Source organism: Arthrobacter sp. yr096 (assembly GCF_900108925.1).
Lineage (GTDB): Bacteria > Actinomycetota > Actinomycetes > Actinomycetales > Micrococcaceae > Arthrobacter.
Window position 1 is genome coordinate 149,001 of the sequence record NZ_FNYI01000005.1, and the last position, 22,436, is coordinate 171,436.

Consider the following 22,436-nt stretch of genomic DNA (forward strand, 5'->3'; position numbering starts at 1 on the left):
ACCAGACATCTTGTGCTCTGTGATCCCGGTGCCACAATTGAGCCATGGCCGCAGCGTGGTCCATTCGTGAGGGGTTCCGCAGCGGGCCTGACCCGGATGCACTACGCCGTCCCTTGTTCTACGCGGCACTCGTGGTCTTCGCCGTAGTAGTCCTGGCCGAGGTGGGCATGTCCCTCCTGCTGGGCCAGACCGCCGTCGACCCCGTTTCGGCGGCCGAGGCGGACAAACTGGGTGTGCCGTTGGACGTGTTCCTCAAGACCCAGCGGGCGGATGCCGATCCGCCCGGTGCCGGGATCGGATTCCTGGCGTTCCTGGACGGGTTGCTGCTGTTCACCGTGGTGATGCTGGGTCTCAGCCTCATCATGGACCTGCGAACGTACGGGCGGATCCAAGGGCTCGCGACGCTGATCGTGACACTGCTCTGGGTCATTGCAGCGTTCCTCACGGCGATGCTGGCGCTCGCCAAGCTGTTCCTGATGATCGGCCTGTTCGTGGCTGCGCCGTTTGGGACCATCGCTTACCTGGCCCTGTGGGGGAGCTTTCCCAAGGGACAGGCTGCGGCGATCCTAGGCCTGCTGCTGGTGCTCAAGATCGTTTTCGCCGTGCTGCTGATCCTGAGCCAGCCGAAGTTCTTCAAAGTCACTGGCCTGGTGGTCCTGCTGGTGGTGTCCGTGCTCCTCCAAGTGATCCTGGGGCTGATACACGGCTTCTTGCCCGGGCCGCTGGTGTCCATTGGGGACCAGTTTTGGGCGCTGATCACCGTGGTGGTGGCACTGGTGTGGGCGCTGATCATGCTCATTGCGTCCATCCCGGCGATCATCAACGCACTGCGGGTGAGCGGCTCGGCGGGGGACTAGATCACCCTCCAGCGCCGCGGGTTCGCGGGAAGCCTGCCAGTTCGTACGGAAGTTTCCGGCGAGTGGGCAGCTTTCCCGCTACTTCGTGGTGCCTCAAAGCGAAAGCCGCGTCAGCTTGTCCGGGTTGGACAGCTGACGAAGCTCCCGGATGCTCCCGTCCGGGCAGGTGTTGATCACCATAATGTCGGAGCGGCCGTGATGCCTGAGCACCAGGGCCGCTCCTCCGTTGACCTCAATGATGTGGGCACTGACTGGCTGCATCGGATCGAAAACGGCCGCCTTGCCGAGGATGCCCGTAAAGAAGCGCGCGATCCTCACGGCACCGAACAGCGGGTTCATGGCGCTCTTGACCGTTCCGCCGCCATCGGCCCACAGCACGGCATCGCGATCGAGCATGGCTACGACTGTCTGGATCTGGCCCTGTTCAATGGCGTTCACCAGTTTCTCCAACGCAGCGCGGTCCTTGGCGCGGGGAACAGGCGCTTCGGGATCGATCTCCAGGCGGCGTTCGGCTCGGGAAATCAGCTGGCGCACGGCGGCAGGCGTCTTTTCCAGGATGTCGCCGATTTCCGGGGCGGACATCCCGAAGGCACGGTGAAGCACCAACGCGGCCCTTGCCTCGGGAGCCAGTTGCTCGGCGAGGTGCAGCAACGTCAAGGACAAGAGCTCCCTGTTGGCCACCGTCTCCTCCGGAAGACTGGAAGTATCCACCGGTTCGGGCAGCCACGGGCCCGTGTACTCCTCCCGCACGGCTGCGAGCTGGCGCACGCGATCCACGGAACGGCGCACACACACGGTGGTCAGCCAAGCCGGCCACGAATCCACCGTGACCTCCGCCTGACGCTCCTGCCGCACGGCGTCGATCGCAACCTCGGAGACGACGTCCTCCGCATGGCCAAAGTCGCCCAGCATCCGGTACGCGATCCCCAGAAGCCGGTTGCGTTCGCTCTGCCACGCCACCGTGGCCGACACCCCAAGAGTCATGCCATCCACGCTACCTTTCAGACCACCGGGTTCTTTTCATCCACCGGTGGCTCCATCTGCGTGCTCACGGCAATCCGGTTCCAGACGTTGATGGTGGAGATGGCCAGGATCAGGCCACCCATCTGGCTGTCGTCGAAGTGCGTGGCCGCCGCATTCCAAATGTCGTCGGTGACTGTCTCCGGGCCCAGCTGCGTCACGGCGTCCGTCAGAGCCAGAACGGCCTGTTCGCGGGCATCGAAGAAGACCTTCGAATGCCGCCAGGCGGCCACGGCATGCAGTTTTCGGGCCGGAATCCCACGCTTTGCGCCGTCCGTTGCGTGCATATCCACGCAGAAACCACACCCGTTGAGGATGGATGCGCGAAGCTTGATGAGCTCGTACAAGTCCGGGTCCACGGACTTGCGGGCGTAGCCTTCCAGCCCGATGACGGCGGCGTAGCCGAGCTTGTTGCTGCGGCCGATGTTGATGCGGGGCATGATGTTTCCCTTCGGTGATGGAGCCTTACATCAGGGATGTCGGATCCGACGCCGAAAGTGTGACACCTTAGGGCGCATCTGCGGGACGGTTCCTGTACGCAGCAAGATAAGTGGAAATGCGGCGGACTGCCTCTTCGATGTCTCCCACGGCAGGCAGGATCACAAAGCGGAAGTGGTCCGGCGTGGGCCAGTTGAAGGCCGTTCCGTGGGACACCAGGATCTTCTGTTCCTGGAGTAGTTGCAGGACGAACTTCTCATCCGAGGCGATGGGATAGATTTCCGGGTCCAACCGGGGGAACAGGTACATGGCGCCCGCAGCGGGTACGCAGCTGACGCCCGGGATGGCCGTCAACAGTTTCCATGCCAGGTCCCGTTGCTCGCGCAACCGGCCGCCGGGCCGGATAAGGGCCTCGATGCTCTGGTATCCGCCGAGGCAGGTTTGGATGGCATGCTGGGCTGGAACATTGGCGCACAACCGCAGCGAGGCCAGCAATTCCAGGGACTCCCGGTAGGCGGCGGTTGCGGTCAGGGGGCCGGTGACAGCCACCCAACCAGCCCGGTATCCGGGCATGCGGTACGCCTTGGACAGGCCGCTGAATGTCAGAACACACACGTCCTCGGCCACTGCGGCGGTGTGGATGTGGGGTGCATCGACGTACCGGATCTTCTCGTAAATCTCATCTGAGAACAGCACCAGGTCATGCTTCCGGGCCAGGGAGGCGAACTGCTCCAGGATGTGCCGCGGGTACACGGCGCCGGTGGGGTTGTTCGGGTTGATGATCACGATGCCCTTGGTGCGGGGCGTGATCTTCGCTTCGACGTCGGCCATGTCCGGCCACCAATTCTGGTCCTCATCACACAGGTAGTGCACGGCTTGGCCACCTGTGAGGGTCACGGCGGCAGTCCAGAGCGGGTAGTCCGGAGCCGGGATGAGGATTTCGTCGCCGTTCTCCATGAAGGCCTGCAGGGTCATGGAAATGAGCTCGCTGACGCCGTTGCCGATGAAGACATCCTCGACGCCGATGGTCATCAGTCCGCGCGTTTGGTAGTACTGCGAGATGGCCGTGCGGGCGGAGAAGATGCCCTTTGAATCGCTGTATCCCTGCGCACCACGGAGGTGGTGGATCATGTCCACCACCACGGACTCCGGCGCTTCCAGCCCGAACGGCGCGGTGTCCCCGAGGTTCATCTTGAGGATCCGGTGCCCCTCGGCCTCCATGGCCTTGGCAGCCTGAAGGATGGGACCGCGGAGTTCATAGCGGACGTTCTGGAGTTTGCTGGAGTGCTGCATCGGACGCATGGTTGATCTTTTCACGTCACCGCCCACGGCGGGCAAACACGTCTCACCGTTGCAACCTCAGCACGCACGCCTGCGGGTTGGTCATGCAAATGTTTGGCAGGGGGTCGAAGATGGGGCTCAGCCGTGGCTCAGTCCGCACCAGGACCAGCGCATTCTCGTTGACCTTGCTGCCGACGTCAGGATTCACGCCCACCACAATGCAGGGGCGGAAGAGGGGTTCAAACGCTGAGGAGAAGCACTGGGAACCCTGCGTGAAGTCCAGTTGCAGTTTGGCCGCCTGGAACGCCGCCCGTGCGTCCTCGATTCGTTGGCCCAGCACGTTCGGGACGGTAGGCCGCACCGGTACGGCTATTTCCAGGTTCACGGTACTTCCGCGGCCCACTTTGTCGCCGCCTGCGGGGTTCTGGTTCACCACGGTTCCTGCTGTGGAGGTGCTTTCCGTCTCTGTGGTTGCGGCCTTGAATCCGGCGTCTTCAATGATCTTGACGGCTTCCGCCTGCGGTTTGGTCTTCACATCCGGCACGTTGGCGTCTTTGAAAATGAAGAACAGAATCAACCCGACCACGGCCAGCAGCACCACCCCGCCGATGATCACCCACAGCCACGGAAAAGGCGTCGGCGGTTTAGGTGCCTCCGCGGCTGGCACCGTCAGCATCACCACGTGGGCTTGGTCCGCGTAGTCCTCCGGTGCGTCATCGGCGGAGTAGGCGATCAGCTTCACCGGGTAGCTGCCTGCCGACGCACCAGCGGTATCGAAGGTGACGACGTATTGTTCGGTGGCCCCGGCAGCGATGGTCCGCAGCGGGTTGGGGATGGTGGTGTAAGTTTTCGACGGCGGAGTGGTCACCTGCCCGGGAAACGCGCCGAGCACCACGCGTTCTGGATCCGTGGAGCCGTTGGTAACGGACGCGGTGAGTGAGCCCTTGCCGTCTTTGAGGACAACGTCGGGGGAGCTCAAGGTCATGGTGATGGTGGTCATGGCGCAACTCCTGGGATGGCGGTGGGATGGGCCGTTGTGGAACCGCTGACGCGTAGATGGCCTACGACGCAGAAGTGGGGTACACGCGTATCCGGGGTGGTTCGATGCATCTCAGCCTCCGGCTTCCTGGAGCTGGAGCACGCAGGGTCCAATGACCCGGCACGTGATGCCCAGCTGTCCGCCCGAGGTCCCGAAGGTGACGTCCACCGTTTTCCCGGGGCCGGAGTCCTGTTCCGCCCGGGTTCCCTGGATGAACAGGGACACGGTGACGGGCTGCTGCGGAGCGAGCCGGGCGCGTTTGGTGGGCGGGCCGAAGGAGAACAGCCCGCCGCCGAATTCCTTGACGTCCACAACGCACGCCCCCGTCACCACCAGCTGGGTGTCCGAGGCAGAACAGGAACCGTCCGATATTGAGAGATCCGCGGCGGTCAGCCTGGCGCCCTTGCCGGCGTCGGCGAACCCGCCCTGCCAGTCCGCAGCGGCGTCGTTGTTCCCACCGCCGCAACTGACCCCAGACACCAGCACCAGGAGCGCGATCACCCCACAGGCGATCACCACCAGGATGGGTGTCCGGTTCTCCTTATTCATGGGCGCGCACCTTATTCATCGGCGCGCACCAGGACCTGGTCCGTTACGTGCGCGGGCTTCACGCCTTTGACGATCCGCCGCACCAGCTCCACCTGCCCGGCCGCTTCCGCCGGGACCGTGACTTTGATGTGGAACGCGCCCGGCACGGACTCGACGTCGAAACCCGGAACTCCCGTGGCCAGGTGCAGGAAACGCGTGAGCCCGTCTACCGTTCCCCGCCGCGCCGAGAGCTGGGCAGCAGCGGCAATCAGGTCCCGCTGGCGGGCGACCGGCAGAGTGCCGGAACCTCCGGCCGCACCTTCCGCGCCCGGCAGGGTCAGCCAATCCAGATCCACCCAGCGGCTCAGGAAAGGAACCAACGACGACGGTGCCCGCCCAGGGTCCGGGACGGTATGGAGACGGTCCAAGACCCGCCGGACGGGCTGATGCATGTCCTCAGCCACGGCAAGCAGTGCCTGCATGGGGGCGCTGGTGTCCGCCGCCACCTGGAATACTTCGGGCAGGACCTTGAGCAGCATGGACTCCGGCGGGCGTGTTGGCTCAACCATTGCCGTGGACCACCTCGATCCTGTGGTCACCCGAGCAGAACAGCCAGGTATCAGGAAGCGTCACAACATCGTCCACCATCCGTCGCGTGCAGCTTTCCCACGTCAGGGCATCGTCCCTGCTGCGATAGATCCCCCGGGGACCTGCCGCGAGGACCACAGCTCCTCCATCAGGAAGGACGGCCCCTGATACCCCGCGGACGGGCTCAAACCGCGTCCTGTCCCGCAACGGCAGATTGCAGTTCACATCCGGTATGCTCCAGTGCGCCGATGCCTGGCCCAGCTGCAAACGGAGGACCCCTCCGCTTTGTGTGGCCGCATACGCGGCGCTGCCCATGACGTGCACACCCCAACAACTGCCACCGGTCCAGCCCGCGCTGAACTGCTCCCAGGCATTCATGAAGGACTCATCGAAATCCGTGCGTCCCAGTTCGTCGATCTTGAGCCGCAGGCATCCCGTACCGGTGCCCTCCGGGACGGCCCGGCCCAGCCACACGTAGCTCGCGCCGCCGTCGTACTGCACTGTCATGCAGCGGATGTCCTCGCCGGCCGCCTTGACCTGTTTGAAGCTGCCGGCGGTCCCCGCGTCGGGGGAGAGCCAGACGCCGGCCGAAGCCTCCGCGGCCACCACCACGCCGGTCCTCCCACGGACATCCACCAAGGCATCCACGGCGTAGAAGCCGCGATCCGGCTGGGAAGTGTCCACCACATTTTGCACAGGGATGGCACCCCGGCTGACCGGAAGTTCGTAGAGCCCGCGCTCGCCGGCAAGCAGCAGCAGCGGCTCGCCTTGACGGTCCACCCAGCACAAATCCGCCACCACGAAGCCCAGCTCAGCTGCCTTGCGCCAGGATTCCCCCAGGTCCTCGCTGATGTAGATCCGCGATCCGTTTCCGGCGACAGTGCTGACCGCCACCATGCCAGGGTGCCGTTCGGGGCCCGCCCGGCCCGGTGCCGGCGAAAGGAACGGTGCGATTGCGCGGACGGTTTCCTCGTCCGTGCCGCCCTCTGACGTGTCCCCGAATTCTGCACACGCCTCCCACCCGTCGGCGGCGTTGGTGGTGCGGAACAGCATGCCGTCCTGCGCCACGAACCAGGTGCTGTCCTGGCCCTCCGCCTGCACCAAGGACATGGCGTCGGTGTCCGGAACCTTGTCCACTTCCAACCGGACGCGATCCACGTACTGCACGCCGGGCTCGGCTTCCTCCATGGCACGGTACAGATTGGACACGCGGAGGGGCTTGCCGAAACCCGATCCGTAGCTCGATGAATCCGGGCTCAGCGGACTGATCCCTTCGGACAACCGGCCCACGATCCTGGCCTTCACGGCCTCGGCATCCTCATCGGGACGGACAACGATCCTGGCGTCCACCACCACTTGTTTGTAGAGACCCCAGCGCACCACGGGATCGGCGCCCACCGTGGACCGCCTGCGCAGGTATTTTTCCACCTCCAACCGCACTTCGTCCCTTGACTGGGCGGCAAGTTCCGCTGCCCGGAGGGGCTGATGGGCGGCTGTGCGGGTTCCGGGGACGAACGGCACCAGCACAATCTCCACTTCCCCCGGCTTCGCGAACGCCCACAGATCCTTGCGGGTGAACGCCCGCGCGCGGCCCACCCCGCCGTGGCGGCGGGCCAGGACCTCGTAGTCGCGGACGGTCACGGCGCGGTCGCGGGCTTGGAAGTCCTGAGGAGCACGCCGGAGGGCGTTCTCCAGTGACTCTCCGTCACGTCCCCCGGTAGCGGGCTCCGGATTCGTGACCTTGGCCCCCGGGACAGGCGAGCGCAGCACCGTCAGCTGTCCCGCCCCGACATTGCCGCCGGCACCGCCGCCACTGCGGAACCACGCGCGGACCTCAGCGCCAGGGGCCGGCACCTGGCTTTGGTCCGTCCGCCCTGTGGACTCTTCGTCCCACCAAGCGAACATTGCGACGCCGGCAGTCCGGTCGATCCGAACCGGCACCTCGCCGGGCCTCGCGTCGGCAAACGCCTCCACCTCCTGGCAATACCGGAACCGCTTCCCGTCCACCAACACAGCCTCACCGCTGCTGAGCCGCGTCCCTGCCGGAACCTCGACGGCGACTGCCAGGCCTGCGCCGGAAACGATCGGTGCGTTGGGGATCACCAGGCTCTGGCCGGGGCGGCCGGTACCAGTACCGATCAGTACGGCGTCGTACAAGGTGACATCAGCTGCCGGGACCAGCACGCTGGTCCTGCCGGACTCCAACGTGGCTGCCGCCGTCGTCGTGAATACGGGCTGGGGCTGACCCGGAACGCCGGGCGGGCAACTGACCTGGGTGCCGCGGGGGATACGGATTTCCTGGGCTGTTGTTGTGCCTGCTGCCGAGGCTCGACTGAATTCCAGCATGGTTTCGGCCGTGCTGGGCGGGCAGAGGGACGTGCCCAGCAGGTTCAGATAGACGGCATAGAGCTTGTCCGGCACACGGTTAAGCCGGTACATGAGGGTGTCGGTGAGGTAGGCGAAGGCCTCAATGATGGTGACGCCGGGATCGTGCACTGAGAGGTCGGTCCACTCCGGAGCGAGCTGTTGGATACGTTCACGGGCGCCTGCCACCAGGTCCGCGAAGCTGCGGTCGTCCAGGTTGGGCACGGGAAGGCTCATGCTGCACCTCCGGATTCCACGGGCAGGGCTATGGCGATCTCATCTTCAAGCTGCGTGGTGCGGACGCGGTACCGCAGCCGGACCTCCAGGACTTCAGGATCCTCGGGGGAACGGGCCGCGTCCAAGGACAAGACAGTAATGCGGCGCTCCCACTGCTCCACGGCCCTCGCCACGTAGTGGATGGCGAGGCCGGCGGTGGTGTCGTCGGCAGGAGCGAACGCCAAGCGGAACAAGTGGCAGCCATACGTGGGGCGGTTCACGCGCTCGCCGGGCCTGGTGCTGAGCAGGAGGAGCAAGGCCTGGCGCACCGAGGCTGCGTCCGTCACCGTTGCGAGTCTGCCCGCCGGCGTGATCCTCAGCCCCGGAACCCCGGCGCTGGAGTCGAAGTCCGGGTGGATGAACGCCACCGACTTATATCGCGGAGTACTCATGGCTGTGCCTTGATCATGCCGTTGACCCCACCATTGTTTGGCCGGGACGGCGGACGGTGTACTTCACGGCACCCGGGGGAGTGCCGTCAGTGAAGCCCTCCACCGTGTCCAGGCATACGGCCTTGCCGCCGATGGTGATGAACGTTGAGTAGCCCTTGGTCACCGGCATGGTCTTGTTGCACGGCGTGATGTTGATGCCGATGTGGGGGCACATGCTGATGTCCCGGCCTTGGGGATCAGTGGCCACCAGGATGGGTGATTCCTTGATGTGGACCCATTGCTGTGAGGCTACGTTTTCCACTTTGCCGTCGTGTCCGCATCGCAGGATTGCTTCCTGGACCAGGATCTTCATGGCTATGCCTCCTCGAAGTCCACTGATTTGGCCCGGATCTTCATGGCCTTGCCCGGGGCCTCCAGGACCAGATCCGTGGCCGAGGTGATGCGGAGCTTGTCCGGTCCGAGCTCCACGGACGAGCCGTGTCCGTCCGTGAAGCTGACGGTGCGGGCGCCGCCGTCGAGCATGATCTGTTGACCGTCAGCACTGCGGAAGGTGTAGCGGCTCCCGCGAGGGGTGTTGACGCCGTTGTCCGGAGGTTGTTCGCTGCCGTACAGGCCGCCCAGGATGATGGCTTGAGCGGGATCTGTTGCCGGGAGGAGGACCAGCACGTTGTCCCCGGGAGCCGGTGGAACCACCAATCCCTTGGCTGTGCCTGCGCCCATTGTCAGGACCGGTGCCCAGTTGGTTGTCAGATCGGGGTACGCCGGGAGCCTCACCTGGGCGCGGCCCCGGCCTTGGGGGTCGTCCACATCGGTGATGGTCCCCAGGGTGATGACGTCCGGGCGGCGCTCCGGGGCGGAGCTGGGTGGCCGCGTGGTGACGGTGGTTTCGTAGCCGGTCCCGTCCAGTCGATGGGCGGCACTGGCGATCAGATAGGTTCCCTCGATGCTGGGCGCCACTCCCTTGATCCTGACCCTGCCGCCTGCCCGCAGGCGCGGAGTGCCTTCCGCGACGAAGACCCCAGTGACCTGGCCTGCAGTTCTCGTGTCCAGCTCAGCCTTGGCCAGGGCGTCGGCGAGCGCGGTGGATTCGAGGATTTCGTTGTCCCTCCTCAGGTCGCCGCCCGCACCGACGCTGGCCAGGGACGGATCCGCTGTGACCTGGGCTTTGGCATTGCTGTTGGTGGTCCCGGCGTGATGGATGGACGCGTCCTCGCTGCGCCAGCCATTGGTTTGGGCGCCCGCATACGCGGGTTCCTGGCTGAGTTCGATTTCCGCGGAATGAAGGGATGCCCCCAGTGTGAGCTCCAAGGGTTCGCCTTCGCCGTCGAGCCCTGTCAGCCTCAGGGTGCCGTCGTGCACCACCGGGTAGGCGCCAACGCGAGCGCTCTGCTCCACCAAGAGACTCAGGTCCGTGCGGGCGCACTGGTACACCTGGCCCAGCCGATCGCCGCCGCCCACCACATCCAACCCCGTGCCTTCACAGAGTTTCCGTGCCAGCCCGGACAGGTCCACGTCGTCGTGGAGCCGGGTGAATTGGCGTTTCCGGAGGCGGTGCAGGGCATCGTAGGCCCGGACCCGGATTTCCTGGCCCAGGTCCGAGCCGTAGCTGTACTCCACCACGGTCACTTCGCCCACGAACAGGGGCGTCCGGTGGCCGCCGAGCTCCACGCGGAGGGCGTCCCCTGGGGCCGGATCCACTCCGCCCCTGGCTGCGGCTGTACGTCCGGGGCCAGGCCGCCAGCTGATCAAGCACTGCGCCGGGCGTGCCAATGAGCTGAGCACATTGACGGAGACGATTGCCGCGGTTTCCGCTGTGCTCAGTCTTCTCCTGCCGAGGGTGACTATGAGTTCGGGGAGGCCCTGGAGTTGCCTCATGGTGTTTGCCTCATGGTGTTTCGCCCATGGGCGGGACGGCCAGCGGTCCGTTGAAGCGGGCGGGATCGTCGATGTTGTTGTACTCCAGGAGCAGCTTCCACAGCAACGGTGTGCCGAACGCTTCCACGGACAATCGCCCCAACTCAGCCGGGGGGACCTCTGGAAGGAAGTCGCCGCCGTCGGACATCAAGGCGTCCCTGTCCGTGCTGCCGTCACCTGCCACCGGAAGTGTGTCAACAGGAGGTGCCGTCAGGTCCACGGCAGGGAGTCTTTGCGCGAGTTCGTAGTTTTCGCCGCCTTCCTGGTCCGCGGCCTGGCCGACCCTCACAAAGACCATGCGCATCCACGATCTGAGCGGTGAGCCGTCCGGTGCGAAACGGTCGAAGCGCTCCGCCACCTCCGTCACGATCCCCGGCACATTCCAGGCCCGGCCCCACACGAACCTGACCGACGGCGGCCGGCGCTGACGCTCCACCTCGGCACTGTTTTCAGCCAGGGCCCAGATGGGCCGCGTCATCTGGCGAACATCCTGAACATGGAGCGACGCCGGCGCGAGGTCGACGTCGAACAACAGATCCAGCCGCAACTCTGTGTGGCCGCCACCGGTGAAGAGCAACGGATCGTCCGCCAGCCCGCTGCCGCTCAGCTTGCCGCCCGCGGATCTCCGCGGCTCAACACCGGCCGAGCGTTGCATCACCACGGTTTCCGGGTTGAGGAGGCAGCCGAGGTGTTCCCCGGTGTCCTCGATCAGGAAGGCGACGCGTTCCATGTCAGACCGCCGCCTGTTCCTGGTAGAGCCGGGCTTGGCGGTTTACGGCGTTGGTGAGCGCGGTGGCTGTTGCTTGCGGGCTCTGTGTGGGTGTGGGCCGCGGGGTGAGCTCTGGCCACTTCCCGGCGAGCGGCGGAGCGAGCGTGTGGACCCCGACTGTGCTGGGAGTGCTGGGAGTGCTAGGAGTGCTGGGGTGTCCTTGGGGCCCGGGTTCGTGGCGGTGGGGTTCATTGCGTTGGGGTTCATTGCGTTGGGGGGTGTGTTGTGGGGCCCGCTCTGCGCCCTCCGAGGGTCCGGAAGCACGCAGAGTGGGCCCCTCAAGGGGTGGTGCTTCGCGAGGACCGCGTTGCGGGGCCAGCTCTGCGCCCCTCGTGGGCCCGGGAACACGCAGAGTGGGCCCAGCAACGAAGGACGGTGCCTGGGGAAGGGAACTTGGCGGAGCCGGACGAAGCTTCAGCACAGGATCTCGTTGCGGGGCCTTCTCTGCGCCCCAAGCACGGGCCAAAGGGCGCTCACTGGGCCTCACAACGGGTATGGGGGTGTGTTGCGGGGCCTGTTCTGCGCCCCTGGAGCGTGTCCAGAGGCGTAGAGCGGGCCCCACAACTGGACCTGCTTCAGGTTCCTGGGAGCCGGAGGATTGCCGGTTCCCGGAAGAGGGGTGCGGGTCGGAAGGCTGAGCTGGATCTGGCGAGGAGGATTCGGGCGAGCTCGGGATATGTAGGAATGGGCCGGGCTGAGATACCTGGACGCGTTGGGCACCTTGTGGGGCCTGCTTTGCGCCGCTCAAGCGCTCCCAAGCACGCAGAGCGGGCCCCACAACGGGAAGGGCTCGGCCTGCGGGAAGGGCTCGGCCTGCGGGGGCAGGTTTGGGGGAGGGGCCAGAGGACGGGGTGGCCGGGGAAGGGCCAGAGGTGGCCGGCGTGGCCGGCGTGTGTTGTGGGGCCCGCTGTGCGCGCCTAAGACGGGGCCAAGGGCGTAGAGCGGGCCCAGCAACGGGTGGGGCCAGCCCGGCGTCGCGGAGTAACCGGACCCAATGCTCGGGTGCGTCGTCGGTGTCGAAGGCGCGCACCGGCGTCGTGCCTTCCGGGGAATCGGGCCCCACAGACTCGAAAGTCCCACGCGGCCCACGATCCAACCAGGCAGCCGCGTCCCGCAGTCGGCGTGCAGCGGCCTGCCTCCAGGAAAACCCGGGGTCAGGCGACGGGAGCGCGGGCATCGTCGAGCTCCAGGCGGTCGTACGCAATGCTGAGGGATTCGATGGCGAGGTCCTTGCCCATGGCGTCCAAGGGTGCGCCGAACCAATCGCAAGGCCAGGCCCCCAAGAGGTTCCAGCGCCGTACTTCCACGGATCCGGCGTCGTTGAGCATTGCGATGGACACGTTGCGTCGCTCCACTGTGCCGTCCACGGCTTTGAACAACCACTGGAGCATTTCGGTGGAATCGGTGAGCCCGTACTTCAAAGTGACGGGCGAATATTCCACTTGGCCGGGGATCACGCGCACTGTGCTGTTTTCGCCGCCGGAGCGGTAGAGGATGCGGCCGATTTTCAGGCCGAGGCCCTCCACCTTGGTGAAGTGGCCCTGGACCACGCCTTGGATGACGAGCTTGAAGTTGTACGCCCGGTACGGGTCAACCACATTGCCCGGCTGGGCGGCAGGCGTTGGGGTTGTCATGTCAGGCTCCTGCGCTCTCTGTCTCGCTGGTGTTGTCCGCAGACTGCATGAGTTTGAAGATCACGAACTCGGCGGGTTTCACTGGCGCTATCCCGATCAGGGTGACCACTTGCCCGGCGTCGCGGACCTCGGGAGGGTTGGTTTCCTCATCGCATTTGACGAAGAACGCCTGTTGAGGAGTAGTCCCCAGCAGTGCGCCGTCCCGCCAGACGTTGGTGAGGAAAGCGCCGATGTCGCGGCGGATCGACTTCCACAGCGTGTGGTCATTGGGCTCGAACACCACCCAGCGCGTCCCGTCGGCCACCGATTCCTTGATCATGTTGGTCAGCCGCCGCACGTTCACGTAGCGGTATTCGCTGGCCTCGGGTGCCTTGGTCCGGGCACCCCAAATCCGGATACCCTCGCCCGGGAAATAGCGGATGCAGTTAACACCTGCCGGGTTCAAGACCTCCTGCTCGCCACGGCTCACGCGCCGAACCAGATCAATCGCACCCTGGATGGGCTCGTTTGCCGGCGCCTTGTGGACGCCGCGGGTCGCGTCAACGCGCGCCCACACTCCTGCAATATGGCCCGACGGCGGTTGCGTCACCTTTTTGCCGGACACGGGATCGATCATCACGATCCACGGATAGTACAGGGCTGTGTATCCACCGGGGGATTGAGGGGCGCCGAGGTCCTCCTGTTCGTCGTCGTCTCCTTCCGACGTCGCCGCCCGGGTAAGTGCCCCGACGTCGTCCACTTTCTCAACCGTGTCCATGATCGCCATACGGTCCTGGCGCAGCGGATGTTCCACGTGGGCCTGGAGCGCAGCGTAGGCTTCGGCGGTGGCGAAACCGGGTGCAGCCACCATGGAGAGGTCGTCCACGGCCTCGAACAACGTGAGTCCCGTGGGCTTGGACGCCGTCCCGGTGAGGGTGCCGTTCGGGCCGATGTTCACCACATAGCAACGACTCCCTCCGTTGGAGAAGAAGCCGTACACAGCGTTGGAGAGCGGTGTTCCCGCTGTCGCGTTCCCGACGTATTGGTCCACGAACTGGGTCCAGTTGTCCAGCACCCGCAACTCATCCACCAGCGCGTCCTGGTCCGGGGCCACGCCCACGAAGCCGGCAATGCTGGTGTTGACCTGCCCGATCGCGCGGGCGCCGCTGGGCACTTCCTGAACGTAAACGCCCGGCGCCTGATAGTTCGCCATGTTGCGCTCTCTTTCCTGCCCGCGTCAGCGGGTGCTTAGGTCCACCGAATGATGACCGGGAGGCTGCTGGTACTGGCAGAAACTTCCCGTTCAGTGCCGCGTACAGCCACGGCAAAATGCTGGAGTTCGTCCGCCGAGGCCAGGACCTCAAAGTGGCCGGTCGCATCGCTGACAACGGCTGTGGCGGAGGAGTGGGCGTGGATATAGGCGTCGGGGATGCCTTTGTTGTGGGCATCCACCAAGCGTCCGTGGATGCGGCGGGCAACGCCGGTCTTGGCAATGAGTGGTTCAAGGACGGGAGGTCCGGAAGGCTCTTCGAAGCGAAGGGCCACCGGAATGCGGACCAGGAACCCCAGCCCTTGCCGGATGGCGCCGGAGTATTCCTCGGGGCGGAATTCGCCGGTGGACACCACGGAGTACTGGCTGTGGCGCTCCACGGCCAGCAATAGGTGCTCCATATTGTCGAGTTGTTCGGGCCCGTGGCATTCCACGGCAACCCTGAGTTCGAGGTCCAGGACGGGGCCGTCACGCCGGGACCTTCCCACACGGTTGAGCGTGACGGAGTGGACGGTGACCGGAGCGTCGGGTGGCGGAACCCCGGCGGTGGGCGAGCCGTCGTCGAACCTTACGCGCTGGGGAGCGACGGCGTCGGAAAGTACCCCAAGAAGGTCATACAGCGACGAACGCACATAGCCCACGGCAATCCCCAGCTGGACAGATCCATAAATGCAACTGGGAATAGGTTACCCCCGCAGTTGCCCGTAGTCACTGGGGTTTCAGGGGTATCTCCATTCGATTGAGTCAGTGCTGGGGCGGGCGATAGGAGTAGCGGTACTCCGACGGCGAATATCCAAAGGCGGTCTTGAAGGCCCGGGAGAAACTCGACGCGTCGGTGAAGCCCCAGTGCATCCCGACGGCGGACACTGGTCGCGTCTGCAGCCGTGGGTCCACCAGGTCCGTGCGGCACTTCTCCAGCCGCTGCCGGCGCAACCATGCACTCACGGTGTCCTGGCGTTCTTCGAACAGCTTTTGGAGGTAGCGAACCGAGACGTTGTGCGCAGCCGCGATGTCGCTGACCGTCAGCTCAGGGTCGCCGAGGCGGCCCGCGACGAACGCTTCGATCCGCTCCATGAGCGCGAGCCGTTCGTGCGACAGGGGCGACGACGGCGGCACCCGCTCGGCGAAGACGGCGGAGATCAGGTTCATGAGGGCATCCGAAACGGTGGCGGCGTCGGCCACGGCCCCTTCGTGGAGTTGCTTGGCAACTGCTCCGAGGAGGGCGGAGGTCAGCGAGCCCAGGCCCTGGCGGCCTGAAACCCTGGACGCCGTGAGAGTGGCGATGCTTTTCCGGTTCAGATGCAGGGCCTCCGGCGGGAACATGACCACCATCATCTTGAAGGCGTCGTCGAAGTAGAGGTCGTAGGGTCGGGTGGTGTCGTAGATGGCGAAGTCCCCTGGTGTCAGCGCAGCTTCGCGTCCGTCCTGGGCTACCACGGAGTAGCCCCTCAGCTGGAGGCCCAGTTTCACCAGCCCTGGGTCATTTGCCGCGATCTGGCGGTGGTCCCTGCTGACATGGCTCGCTGTTCCGGACACGGCGCTGAGGAAGACCGGTCCGACTGTCTGGTTGATGAGTCCGCCGTCGAAATCTCCTGGGTCCCTGGCCACCACGGACAGCGGGACGAAAGCGTTGTTGACGGCCTGGTTCCACGCGTCAAAACGATCGGTCCTGGCGAGGGCCGTGGTGTTGAACTCTTCGCGCGGCTGTTTGGCGATGACACCGGTCACGTCGGCTCTCCTTTGAAATGACGCTGCGGGACTTGGGTGGCGGCTCCTCCAGTCTCCCATGACTGGCGGCGTTGCCGTGATCCGCATCACAAGCGTGCGGATGGTGCGCAGTGCTGTGCGCACCGGGTCAAGAATCCCGACGGCGGTGGGCGGCAGACTGCTGGGGAAGGCACACTTTCATGCCCGTTCAAGGAGGAACCCCATGGCTGAAAACCCCATCCACCGTTCGGATTATGTAGTGGTCGGTGCAGGCTCGGCAGGCAGCGTTGTTGTGCGTCGCCTGCTGGATGCGGGGCACACGGTCCACGTCATCGAAGCCGGATCCGTGGACACCGATCCCAATATCCACAGCCCCCAGGGTTGGCCGCTCCTGCTGACGGGCGCCAACGACTGGGCGGTGATGACTACGCCCCAGAAGCATGCCCACAACCGGAGCCTCTATTGGCCGCGCGGCAGGGTGCTGGGCGGCAGCAGCTCACTCAACGGCATGATCTACATTCGCGGGCATAAAAACGATTACGACTCCTGGGCCGCCAATGGAGCAGAGGGCTGGTCCTGGAATGAGGTCCTGCCGTTGTTCAAAAAGTCCGAAGACCATGAGGACGGTGCCAACGACTTCCATGGCAAGGGCGGGCCACTCCACGTGGAACGGATTGCCCGGCGGCACCCTGCTGCCCAGGCTTTCGTGGACGCCGCCAAGGCGCTTGGCCATACGGAAACGGAGGACTTCAACGGAATCCAGATGACCGGCGTCGGGTTCAACCACACCACCACCAAGGACGGGAAACGGGCCAGTGCCTGGCAGAGCTTCGTGGCGCCGGTACTGAACCACCCGAACCTGACGGTCAACACGGACGCGCTGGTCAGCCGGATAGTCGTCGACGGCGGGCGGGCCACCGGCGTCGAATACCACCGTGACGGTGAGGTGCTCCGCGCGGATGCCGGCGCGGAGGTGATCATCAGTGCCGGTGCAATTGGCTCCCCGAAGATCCTGCTCCTCTCCGGCATCGGTCCGGCCGCGCAGCTGCGGTCCGTAGGGATCGACTCGGTGGTGGACCTGCCTGGCGTGGGCGAGAACCTCCACGATCACTTGCTGGCGGGAAATATCTACGAGGCACAGGAGCCACTGGTGGCCGGCCGGCACAACCTCTTGGAAAGCCAGCTCTACGCCCACAGCAACCAGACGGATGAAGAAGCGCCGGACCTGCAGCCACTCTTCCTCCACCTCCCGTACCCAACAGATGGCGGGGCTGCACCCGAACACGGCTACACCATTGCGCCCGGGATCGTTCGGCCCCGGTCGCGCGGCACGCTGCGGCTGTCCTCGGCTGATCCGGCCGCTGCGCCGTTGGTGGATCCGAACATCCTGGCCGACGAGTACGACGTTGAGGCGCTGGTGGACGCCATTGTTCTGTGCCGCGAGATCGGCCAGCAGGAGGCCTTCGCCCCGTTCCGGAAGTCCGAGTTCACGCCTGGTCCCGGCGTCCAGTCCCGCGATCAGCTCCGCGAGTTCGCGCGGCAGGTAGCCGGGACCTATCACCACCAAGTCGGCACCTGCAAGATGGGCGTTGATGACCTCTCCGTGGTGGATCCGCAGCTCCGTGTCCGGGGAATCGAAGGTCTGCGGGTGGCGGATGCCTCGATCATTCCGTCCGTGCCAAGCGGGAACACCAACGCCCCGTCCATCATGATCGGCGAGAAAGCGGCGGAGCTCATTCTCGGCGCATAATCCCACGACGGCCAACCCAAGCAGGTGCCAGCACTTGCTGTCACCTGCTTGGCTGACATCAGGCGAGGCCCGGAACGCGATCGGTGATGGTGAAGGACTTCTTGGTGCTGACTGCGGCGCCCGGAGTGGTGACGTAGTCCAGCACCCGGAAGTCTGCGGTCATGGCGTCCTTGGTGATGCGCGTGTTCACGTAGCCGCGGTTGTCGTTGTAGAACTTCAGGTGCGGGTTCCACGCCATGGTGGGGTCAGTAGTGGAACCATTACCGTCGCCGGTGGAAGTAATGGAGGAGCACACCAGTTCAGAGCCCACCACGGCTGCCGCCGGGTCCTTGTAGTCCACCTTGAGGTCGGTGGCCCAGTGGCGGTGAACGTCGCCGGTGAGTACGACGGCGTTGCGCACCTTGGCGTCCACCCAACCTTGGGTGATGCGGCGGCGGGAGGAAGCGTAACCGTCCCAGCCGTCCATGGAGACGTCGTCGATGTCCGGCGCCTTGTCCCGGTCCCGCTCGGCGAAGAAGACCTGCTGGCCCAGGATGTCCCAGCGCTGCGTGGAGTTCTTGAAGCCGTCCAGCAGCCACTTCTCCTGCTCGGCACCGGTGATGCTGCGGTTCTCGGCCAAGCGCTCGGCCACATTCTTCCGCCAGCCGTCACCTGCGAGCTGATCGTCCCGGTACTGCCGGGTGTCCATCATGTGGAAATTGGCCAGCTGGCCCCACTGGATGGTCCGGTAGATCTTCATGTCGAACCCGGCGGGAACGGATGACCGGCGTAGCGGCATGTTCTCGTAGTACGCCTGGAAGGCCGCCGAACGGCGCTGCCGGAAATGCTCCGTCGTGTCGTTGAGCTGAGCGGGATCGTTGTTCTCGGGGATCTCGTCCGCCCAGTTGTTGTCCACCTCGTGGTCATCCCACACCACCAGCCATGGTGCGATCGCGTGCGCTGCCTGCAGATCGGCATCGGCCTTGTATTGGGCGTGCCGTTGACGGTAGCCCGCGAGGCTGACGGTTTCCGGTCCCTCGTGGTCGCGGGGGTTGCCCCCGCCGATCACGTAGCTGTCCTTTTTGTATTCGTAGAGGTAGTCGCCCAGGTGCAGCACCAGGTCCGGGTGGTCCTCGGCCAGTCGCTTGTACGCAGTGAAGTAGCCGTGCTCGTACTGGGCGCAGCTGGCGAATGCCATGGCCAAGGCAGCGGGAGTCTCACCAGGGGCCGGGCTTGTCAGCGTGCGGCCAACCTCGCTCACGTGCCGTCCGGCACGGAAACGGTAGAAGTATTCACGGCCAGGCCGGAGCCCTCTCAGTTCGACGTGCACTGAGTGGGCGGTTTCGATCCTGGCCTGTTCGACGCCGCGGGCTACTACCCGGCGCATCGCGGCGTCTTCCGCCACTTCCCAGGCGACGGCGACGTTGCGGGAGGGCATGCTGCCCAAGCCGTCTTCGGCCACGGGGTTCACCGCCAGTCTGGTCCAGATGACAAAGCCGTCCGGCCATGGTTCGCCCGACGCGATGCCCAGCGTGAACGGATCGGTGCGGAGGCCGGCGTCGTCCGCTGTTGAAACCGCGACGGCGGGACTGGCGACGGCGGCGCCAGGCAAGGCGGCGACGAGCCCGGCGCCGAGGCCGGCTGAGATGAGGGACCTGCGTGAGATGTTTTCCATTCACCCGACGCTAGAAAGCCTGGGTTGATCAGGACCAAGAGCGGTATGAATCTGCGGTTAACTGTGTGACAAAAGTTGTTATCCCGGGCTGAACCGGTCCCGGCCGGGAGGGCGGCTCGTCTATGCTCAGTTCATGACGACGGGGGAGAGCCCTAAACGGCCTGGTGCGGTGACGTTCTCGGTGGTGCTGATGTACATCGGCGGCATCGCCCAAATCATTCTGGGGATCCTGACGATTTTCCTGCGTTACACCCCTGAAGCGCAGTCCGGTGGCATCGCTTTGCCCATCACTTTGCTGGGTGCAGGAATGATCCTGTTTGGCCTGCTGGTGATCGGGCTGGCATCAGGGGTGGCACGGGGAAGCGAGGCCGCCCGTCGCGGCGCAACAGCGGTCATGCTGCTGGGCCTGGCCTTCGCCGTGCTGGACCTGATCATTGCCGCTGATGGAGACTGGTCCGCCGTGATCTCACAATCCATCGCCACGGTGGCTGTGGTGGTGCCGTTGTGGGTCGGGCGGGGACGCCGCTACTTCGAGACCCGGTGATGTAGCGCTTCCTGGGCATCCCGGTAGGCAACGCGGCGGTGAACGAAGCGCACGATCTCGATCAGCGCGATGCAGGCTACCGACGTTCCCAGGACCAGCAGTGCCGTGGGGAGCGTCGGATCCGTGAACTGCAGGAAGTCGCGGGCGATCGGCACGGAATAGACCAGCACCAGACCCACCATCATGGCCCCGATGACCAGCCCTTTGAAACGGGTGACCGGGCGCGAGAGAACCACCAGGATCCAGATGCCGATGATCGCCAGAATCAGTGTGGACCCGGTCCTGATCTCGGCTTCCGGTATCTGCAGGTTCGCGGCGAGCCGGGCGTACGCGGCGAGCCCCAGCGTCACGGAAACACCCGCAGGTACGGCGAACGTGAGTGAGCGCCGGAGGAAACCCGGGATATAACGCTGGGCATTGGGCAGCAAGGCAAGGAAGAACGCGGGAATGCCGATGGTGAGCCCGTCGGTCACGCTCAGTTGCCGCGGAAGGAAGGGGAACGGCAGCAGGAGGATGCCGAAGGAAATGGCGAGGAATGTGGCGTAGGCGGTTTTGGTGAGGAACAGCATGGAGACGCGTTCTATGTTGGCAATGACTTGGCGACCCTCCGCCACCACGCTGGGCAGGTGGGAGAACTTGCCATCCAGAAGCACAAGCCGGGCTACCGCCTTGGTAGCGGCCGCCCCCGAATTCATGGCCACGCCGATGTCCGCTTCCTTGATGGCCAGGGCATCGTTCACGCCGTCTCCGGTCATGGCCACGGTGCGGCCGGCAGCCTTCAACGCCACCACAATCCGCTTTTTCTGATCAGGTGTCACGCGGCCAAAGACCACATTGTTGTTGATGACCTCCAGGAATTCCTGGTCATCGTCCGGCAACTCGCGGGCATCAAAGCCGTGCGGGGCATCCAGGCCGACCTCGCGGGCGATCGCGGCCACGGTTTGTGGGTTGTCACCGGAAATGATCCGGACATCCACATCCTGTGCGGCGAAGTAGGTGAGTGTCTCGGCAGCATCCGGACGGATGTTCTCCTTGAACGTCAGGAGCACCACGGGGACAGCATCTGCCGGAACGGTTTCGTCGTCAGTCGGTGTGCCGTGGGCAAGGACCAGCGTGCGGCGGCCCGTTGTGGCCAATTCTGCGGCCTGGGTGGAGAGCTGCTGAAGCACAGGATCGGTGGAGTGCCGTGCCGGGAACACCATCTCAGGTCCGCCAAGGATCCACATTCCATCCTCAAAGACCACCGCGCTCCATTTGCGGGCCGAGGAGAACGGCACGCGGTCCGCCGGTTGATCCGTGGGCGGCTCATTGAAATGTCCGGCGAGGCTGCGGGCTGTGGCGTTGGCGTCCTTCTGTACGCCGTACCAGGCGAGCACGGACTCCCACCCCGGCCGGACCGTGAGGGGATGGGCGGCGTCGAATACGATGTCGCCTTGGGTGAGGGTGCCGGTCTTGTCGAGGCATATGATGTCTACCCGCGCCAGGCCTTCCACAGCGGGCAATTCCTGGACCAGCACCTGCTGACGGGCCAGTTTCACCGCCCCCACGGCGAAGGTAATGCTGGTCATGAGCACCAGTCCCAGCGGGACCATGGCGACGACGGAGGCGATGGTTGCCGTCGCTGCGTCACGCCACGCTCCACTTGCGGAAGCTTCAGCCCACCCGCCTTGGGCGATCATCTGCGCGTTCAACACCAACAACGCCACCGGACCCACAAACCAGGTGACCCACTTCAGAACCCGGTCGATCGAGGACCGAAGTTCTGAGGCCACCAGGGAAAAGCGCTTGGCTTCCGCAGCGAGCGAGTTCGCAAAGGAATCTGCGCCCACCCGGTCCACCACTGCTGTGCCTTCGCCGGCCACCACCACGGATCCGGAGAGCACGCGGTCGCCCTCGCTCTTCTCAACGGCATCGGATTCGCCGGTCAGCATGGACTCGTCCACTTGGAGGCCCCGTGATCCGGCTACCAGTCCGTCTGCGGGCACTTGATCGCCTGCCCGCAGGACCAGAGTGTCGTCCAGCACCACATCGTCCAGGGAAATCTCCGCCTCTGAACCCTCACGCAGCACCCTGGCATGCGGTGCGTTCAGCAGTGCCAGGCGGTCCAGAGCCCGCTTCGCCCTGTATTCCTGAACGCTGCCGATGACCGCGTTCGCGATGGCGCTGAAGCCGAACAGGGCGTCCTGCCAGCGTCCGATCGCGAAAAGGACGATGAAGCAGGCAAGGATGATGCCGTTGAACAGGGTGAGCACGTTGGCGCGGACGATGCTCCACACGCTGCGGCTGGTGTCCTGGACAAACGCGTTGGTTTGTCCCGCGGCCACCCGCTCAGCAACTTCAGCCGTGCTCAGTCCCTGCGTTGAGGCCGTCTTTTGCTGGACGGCTGCTCCTGGGTGGTGGTTCTCGTGTGGCACTCATGCCCCCGTTGTTGA

At 65.1% G+C, this 22,436-nt stretch carries 20 protein-coding genes; 3 read left to right on the top strand and 17 right to left on the bottom strand.

The annotated features are described in order from the left end of the window. The first annotated feature begins 44 nt into the window (after nucleotides 1-44). Entirely contained in the window at nucleotides 45-857 is an 813-nt protein-coding gene (locus BMY91_RS14005; protein ID WP_090822921.1) for a hypothetical protein, read from the top strand. Nucleotides 858-950: 93 nt separating this feature from the next. Here BMY91_RS14005 and BMY91_RS14010 read toward each other — a convergent pair whose 3' ends face one another. From BMY91_RS14010 to BMY91_RS14085, 15 genes are all read right to left on the bottom strand, one after another. Beyond that, a complete protein-coding gene (locus tag BMY91_RS14010; RefSeq protein ID WP_090822923.1) occupies nucleotides 951-1,841 on the bottom strand; it encodes a sigma-70 family RNA polymerase sigma factor in 891 nt (296 codons plus the stop codon). Between the two features lie 17 nt (nucleotides 1,842-1,858). Further along, a complete protein-coding gene (locus BMY91_RS14015; protein ID WP_090822926.1) occupies nucleotides 1,859-2,317 on the bottom strand; it encodes a carboxymuconolactone decarboxylase family protein in 459 nt (152 codons plus the stop codon). 67 nt (nucleotides 2,318-2,384) lie between these two features. Continuing rightward, complete coding sequence (locus BMY91_RS14020) at nucleotides 2,385-3,617, bottom strand: pyridoxal phosphate-dependent aminotransferase (RefSeq protein ID WP_090822927.1); 1,233 nt, start codon at nucleotides 3,615-3,617, stop codon at nucleotides 2,385-2,387. Nucleotides 3,618-3,660: 43 nt separating this feature from the next. Then, nucleotides 3,661-4,596 carry a PASTA domain-containing protein gene (locus BMY91_RS14025; protein ID WP_090822929.1) on the bottom strand — a complete coding sequence of 312 codons (936 nt, stop codon included), beginning with the start codon at nucleotides 4,594-4,596 and terminating at the stop codon, nucleotides 3,661-3,663. A 111-nt stretch (nucleotides 4,597-4,707) separates the two neighbouring features. Then, entirely contained in the window at nucleotides 4,708-5,184 is a 477-nt protein-coding gene (locus tag BMY91_RS14030) for a hypothetical protein (protein WP_090822931.1), read from the bottom strand. Nucleotides 5,185-5,195: 11 nt separating this feature from the next. Then, the gene (locus BMY91_RS14035) at nucleotides 5,196-5,732 is read right to left on the bottom strand and encodes a phage tail protein (protein ID WP_090822933.1); all 537 of its coding nucleotides are present in this window, start codon (nucleotides 5,730-5,732) and stop codon (nucleotides 5,196-5,198) included. Beyond that, a complete protein-coding gene (locus tag BMY91_RS14040; protein ID WP_090822936.1) occupies nucleotides 5,725-8,352 on the bottom strand; it encodes a baseplate J/gp47 family protein in 2,628 nt (875 codons plus the stop codon). Before BMY91_RS14040 ends, BMY91_RS14035 begins: the two co-directional genes overlap by 8 nt. Continuing rightward, nucleotides 8,349-8,783 carry a GPW/gp25 family protein gene (locus tag BMY91_RS14045; RefSeq protein ID WP_090822938.1) on the bottom strand — a complete coding sequence of 145 codons (435 nt, stop codon included), beginning with the start codon at nucleotides 8,781-8,783 and terminating at the stop codon, nucleotides 8,349-8,351. Before BMY91_RS14045 ends, BMY91_RS14040 begins: the two co-directional genes overlap by 4 nt. A 13-nt stretch (nucleotides 8,784-8,796) precedes the next feature. Continuing rightward, the gene (locus BMY91_RS14050) at nucleotides 8,797-9,135 is read right to left on the bottom strand and encodes a hypothetical protein (RefSeq protein ID WP_090822940.1); all 339 of its coding nucleotides are present in this window, start codon (nucleotides 9,133-9,135) and stop codon (nucleotides 8,797-8,799) included. Between the two features lie 2 nt (nucleotides 9,136-9,137). Beyond that, entirely contained in the window at nucleotides 9,138-10,658 is a 1,521-nt protein-coding gene (locus BMY91_RS14055; RefSeq protein ID WP_090822942.1) for a phage baseplate assembly protein V, read from the bottom strand. A 10-nt stretch (nucleotides 10,659-10,668) separates the two neighbouring features. Beyond that, a complete protein-coding gene (locus tag BMY91_RS14060; protein WP_090822944.1) occupies nucleotides 10,669-11,427 on the bottom strand; it encodes a CIS tube protein in 759 nt (252 codons plus the stop codon). Nucleotides 11,428-12,620: 1,193 nt separating this feature from the next. Then, nucleotides 12,621-13,100, bottom strand: a complete 480-nt coding sequence (locus tag BMY91_RS14070) for a phage tail protein (protein WP_090822948.1) — start codon at nucleotides 13,098-13,100, stop codon at nucleotides 12,621-12,623. Nucleotide 13,101: 1 nt separating this feature from the next. Further along, entirely contained in the window at nucleotides 13,102-14,292 is a 1,191-nt protein-coding gene (locus BMY91_RS14075; protein ID WP_090822950.1) for a phage tail sheath family protein, read from the bottom strand. Between the two features lie 35 nt (nucleotides 14,293-14,327). Next, a complete protein-coding gene (locus tag BMY91_RS14080) occupies nucleotides 14,328-14,990 on the bottom strand; it encodes a hypothetical protein (protein WP_090822952.1) in 663 nt (220 codons plus the stop codon). Nucleotides 14,991-15,093: 103 nt separating this feature from the next. Continuing rightward, nucleotides 15,094-16,077, bottom strand: coding sequence for an AraC-like ligand-binding domain-containing protein (locus BMY91_RS14085; RefSeq protein WP_218143851.1), 984 nt, complete (start codon nucleotides 16,075-16,077; stop codon nucleotides 15,094-15,096). A gap of 202 nt (nucleotides 16,078-16,279) precedes the next feature. Between BMY91_RS14085 and BMY91_RS14090 the strand changes: the two genes are divergently transcribed. Further along, nucleotides 16,280-17,806, top strand: coding sequence for a GMC family oxidoreductase (locus tag BMY91_RS14090; RefSeq protein WP_090822954.1), 1,527 nt, complete (start codon nucleotides 16,280-16,282; stop codon nucleotides 17,804-17,806). A 58-nt stretch (nucleotides 17,807-17,864) separates the two neighbouring features. Here the strand turns inward: BMY91_RS14090 and BMY91_RS14095 are convergent, their stop codons facing one another. Next, nucleotides 17,865-19,460, bottom strand: coding sequence for an alkaline phosphatase D family protein (locus BMY91_RS14095; RefSeq protein WP_090822956.1), 1,596 nt, complete (start codon nucleotides 19,458-19,460; stop codon nucleotides 17,865-17,867). 133 nt (nucleotides 19,461-19,593) lie between these two features. Here BMY91_RS14095 and BMY91_RS14100 point away from each other — a divergent pair, with 133 nt between their 5' ends. Beyond that, nucleotides 19,594-20,004 carry a hypothetical protein gene (locus BMY91_RS14100; RefSeq protein ID WP_256212744.1) on the top strand — a complete coding sequence of 137 codons (411 nt, stop codon included), beginning with the start codon at nucleotides 19,594-19,596 and terminating at the stop codon, nucleotides 20,002-20,004. Here the strand turns inward: BMY91_RS14100 and BMY91_RS14105 are convergent. Further along, nucleotides 19,986-22,418, bottom strand: coding sequence for an HAD-IC family P-type ATPase (locus BMY91_RS14105; RefSeq protein ID WP_090822958.1), 2,433 nt, complete (start codon nucleotides 22,416-22,418; stop codon nucleotides 19,986-19,988). The genes BMY91_RS14100 and BMY91_RS14105 overlap by 19 nt on opposite strands. Nucleotides 22,419-22,436: the final 18 nt, after the last annotated feature.

Excerpts from the sequence above, each read along its gene's own strand:
- BMY91_RS14090 (WP_090822954.1), top strand. The coding sequence starts at position 16,280 with ATGGCTGAAAACCCCATCCACCGTTCGGATTATGTAGTGGTCGGTGCA.
- BMY91_RS14020 (WP_090822927.1), bottom strand. The coding sequence starts at position 3,617 with ATGCGTCCGATGCAGCACTCCAGCAAACTCCAGAACGTCCGCTATGAA.
- BMY91_RS14005 (WP_090822921.1), top strand. The coding sequence starts at position 45 with ATGGCCGCAGCGTGGTCCATTCGTGAGGGGTTCCGCAGCGGGCCTGAC.
- BMY91_RS14100 (WP_256212744.1), top strand. The coding sequence starts at position 19,594 with ATGACGACGGGGGAGAGCCCTAAACGGCCTGGTGCGGTGACGTTCTCG.
- BMY91_RS14055 (WP_090822942.1), bottom strand. The coding sequence starts at position 10,658 with ATGAGGCAACTCCAGGGCCTCCCCGAACTCATAGTCACCCTCGGCAGG.
- BMY91_RS14060 (WP_090822944.1), bottom strand. The coding sequence starts at position 11,427 with ATGGAACGCGTCGCCTTCCTGATCGAGGACACCGGGGAACACCTCGGC.
- BMY91_RS14015 (WP_090822926.1), bottom strand. The coding sequence starts at position 2,317 with ATGCCCCGCATCAACATCGGCCGCAGCAACAAGCTCGGCTACGCCGCC.
- BMY91_RS14035 (WP_090822933.1), bottom strand. The coding sequence starts at position 5,732 with ATGGTTGAGCCAACACGCCCGCCGGAGTCCATGCTGCTCAAGGTCCTG.
- BMY91_RS14075 (WP_090822950.1), bottom strand. The coding sequence starts at position 14,292 with ATGGCGAACTATCAGGCGCCGGGCGTTTACGTTCAGGAAGTGCCCAGC.
- BMY91_RS14030 (WP_090822931.1), bottom strand. The coding sequence starts at position 5,184 with ATGAATAAGGAGAACCGGACACCCATCCTGGTGGTGATCGCCTGTGGG.
- BMY91_RS14040 (WP_090822936.1), bottom strand. The coding sequence starts at position 8,352 with ATGAGCCTTCCCGTGCCCAACCTGGACGACCGCAGCTTCGCGGACCTG.
- BMY91_RS14095 (WP_090822956.1), bottom strand. The coding sequence starts at position 19,460 with ATGGAAAACATCTCACGCAGGTCCCTCATCTCAGCCGGCCTCGGCGCC.
- BMY91_RS14025 (WP_090822929.1), bottom strand. The coding sequence starts at position 4,596 with ATGACCACCATCACCATGACCTTGAGCTCCCCCGACGTTGTCCTCAAA.
- BMY91_RS14010 (WP_090822923.1), bottom strand. The coding sequence starts at position 1,841 with ATGACTCTTGGGGTGTCGGCCACGGTGGCGTGGCAGAGCGAACGCAAC.
- BMY91_RS14045 (WP_090822938.1), bottom strand. The coding sequence starts at position 8,783 with ATGAGTACTCCGCGATATAAGTCGGTGGCGTTCATCCACCCGGACTTC.
- BMY91_RS14050 (WP_090822940.1), bottom strand. The coding sequence starts at position 9,135 with ATGAAGATCCTGGTCCAGGAAGCAATCCTGCGATGCGGACACGACGGC.
- BMY91_RS14070 (WP_090822948.1), bottom strand. The coding sequence starts at position 13,100 with ATGACAACCCCAACGCCTGCCGCCCAGCCGGGCAATGTGGTTGACCCG.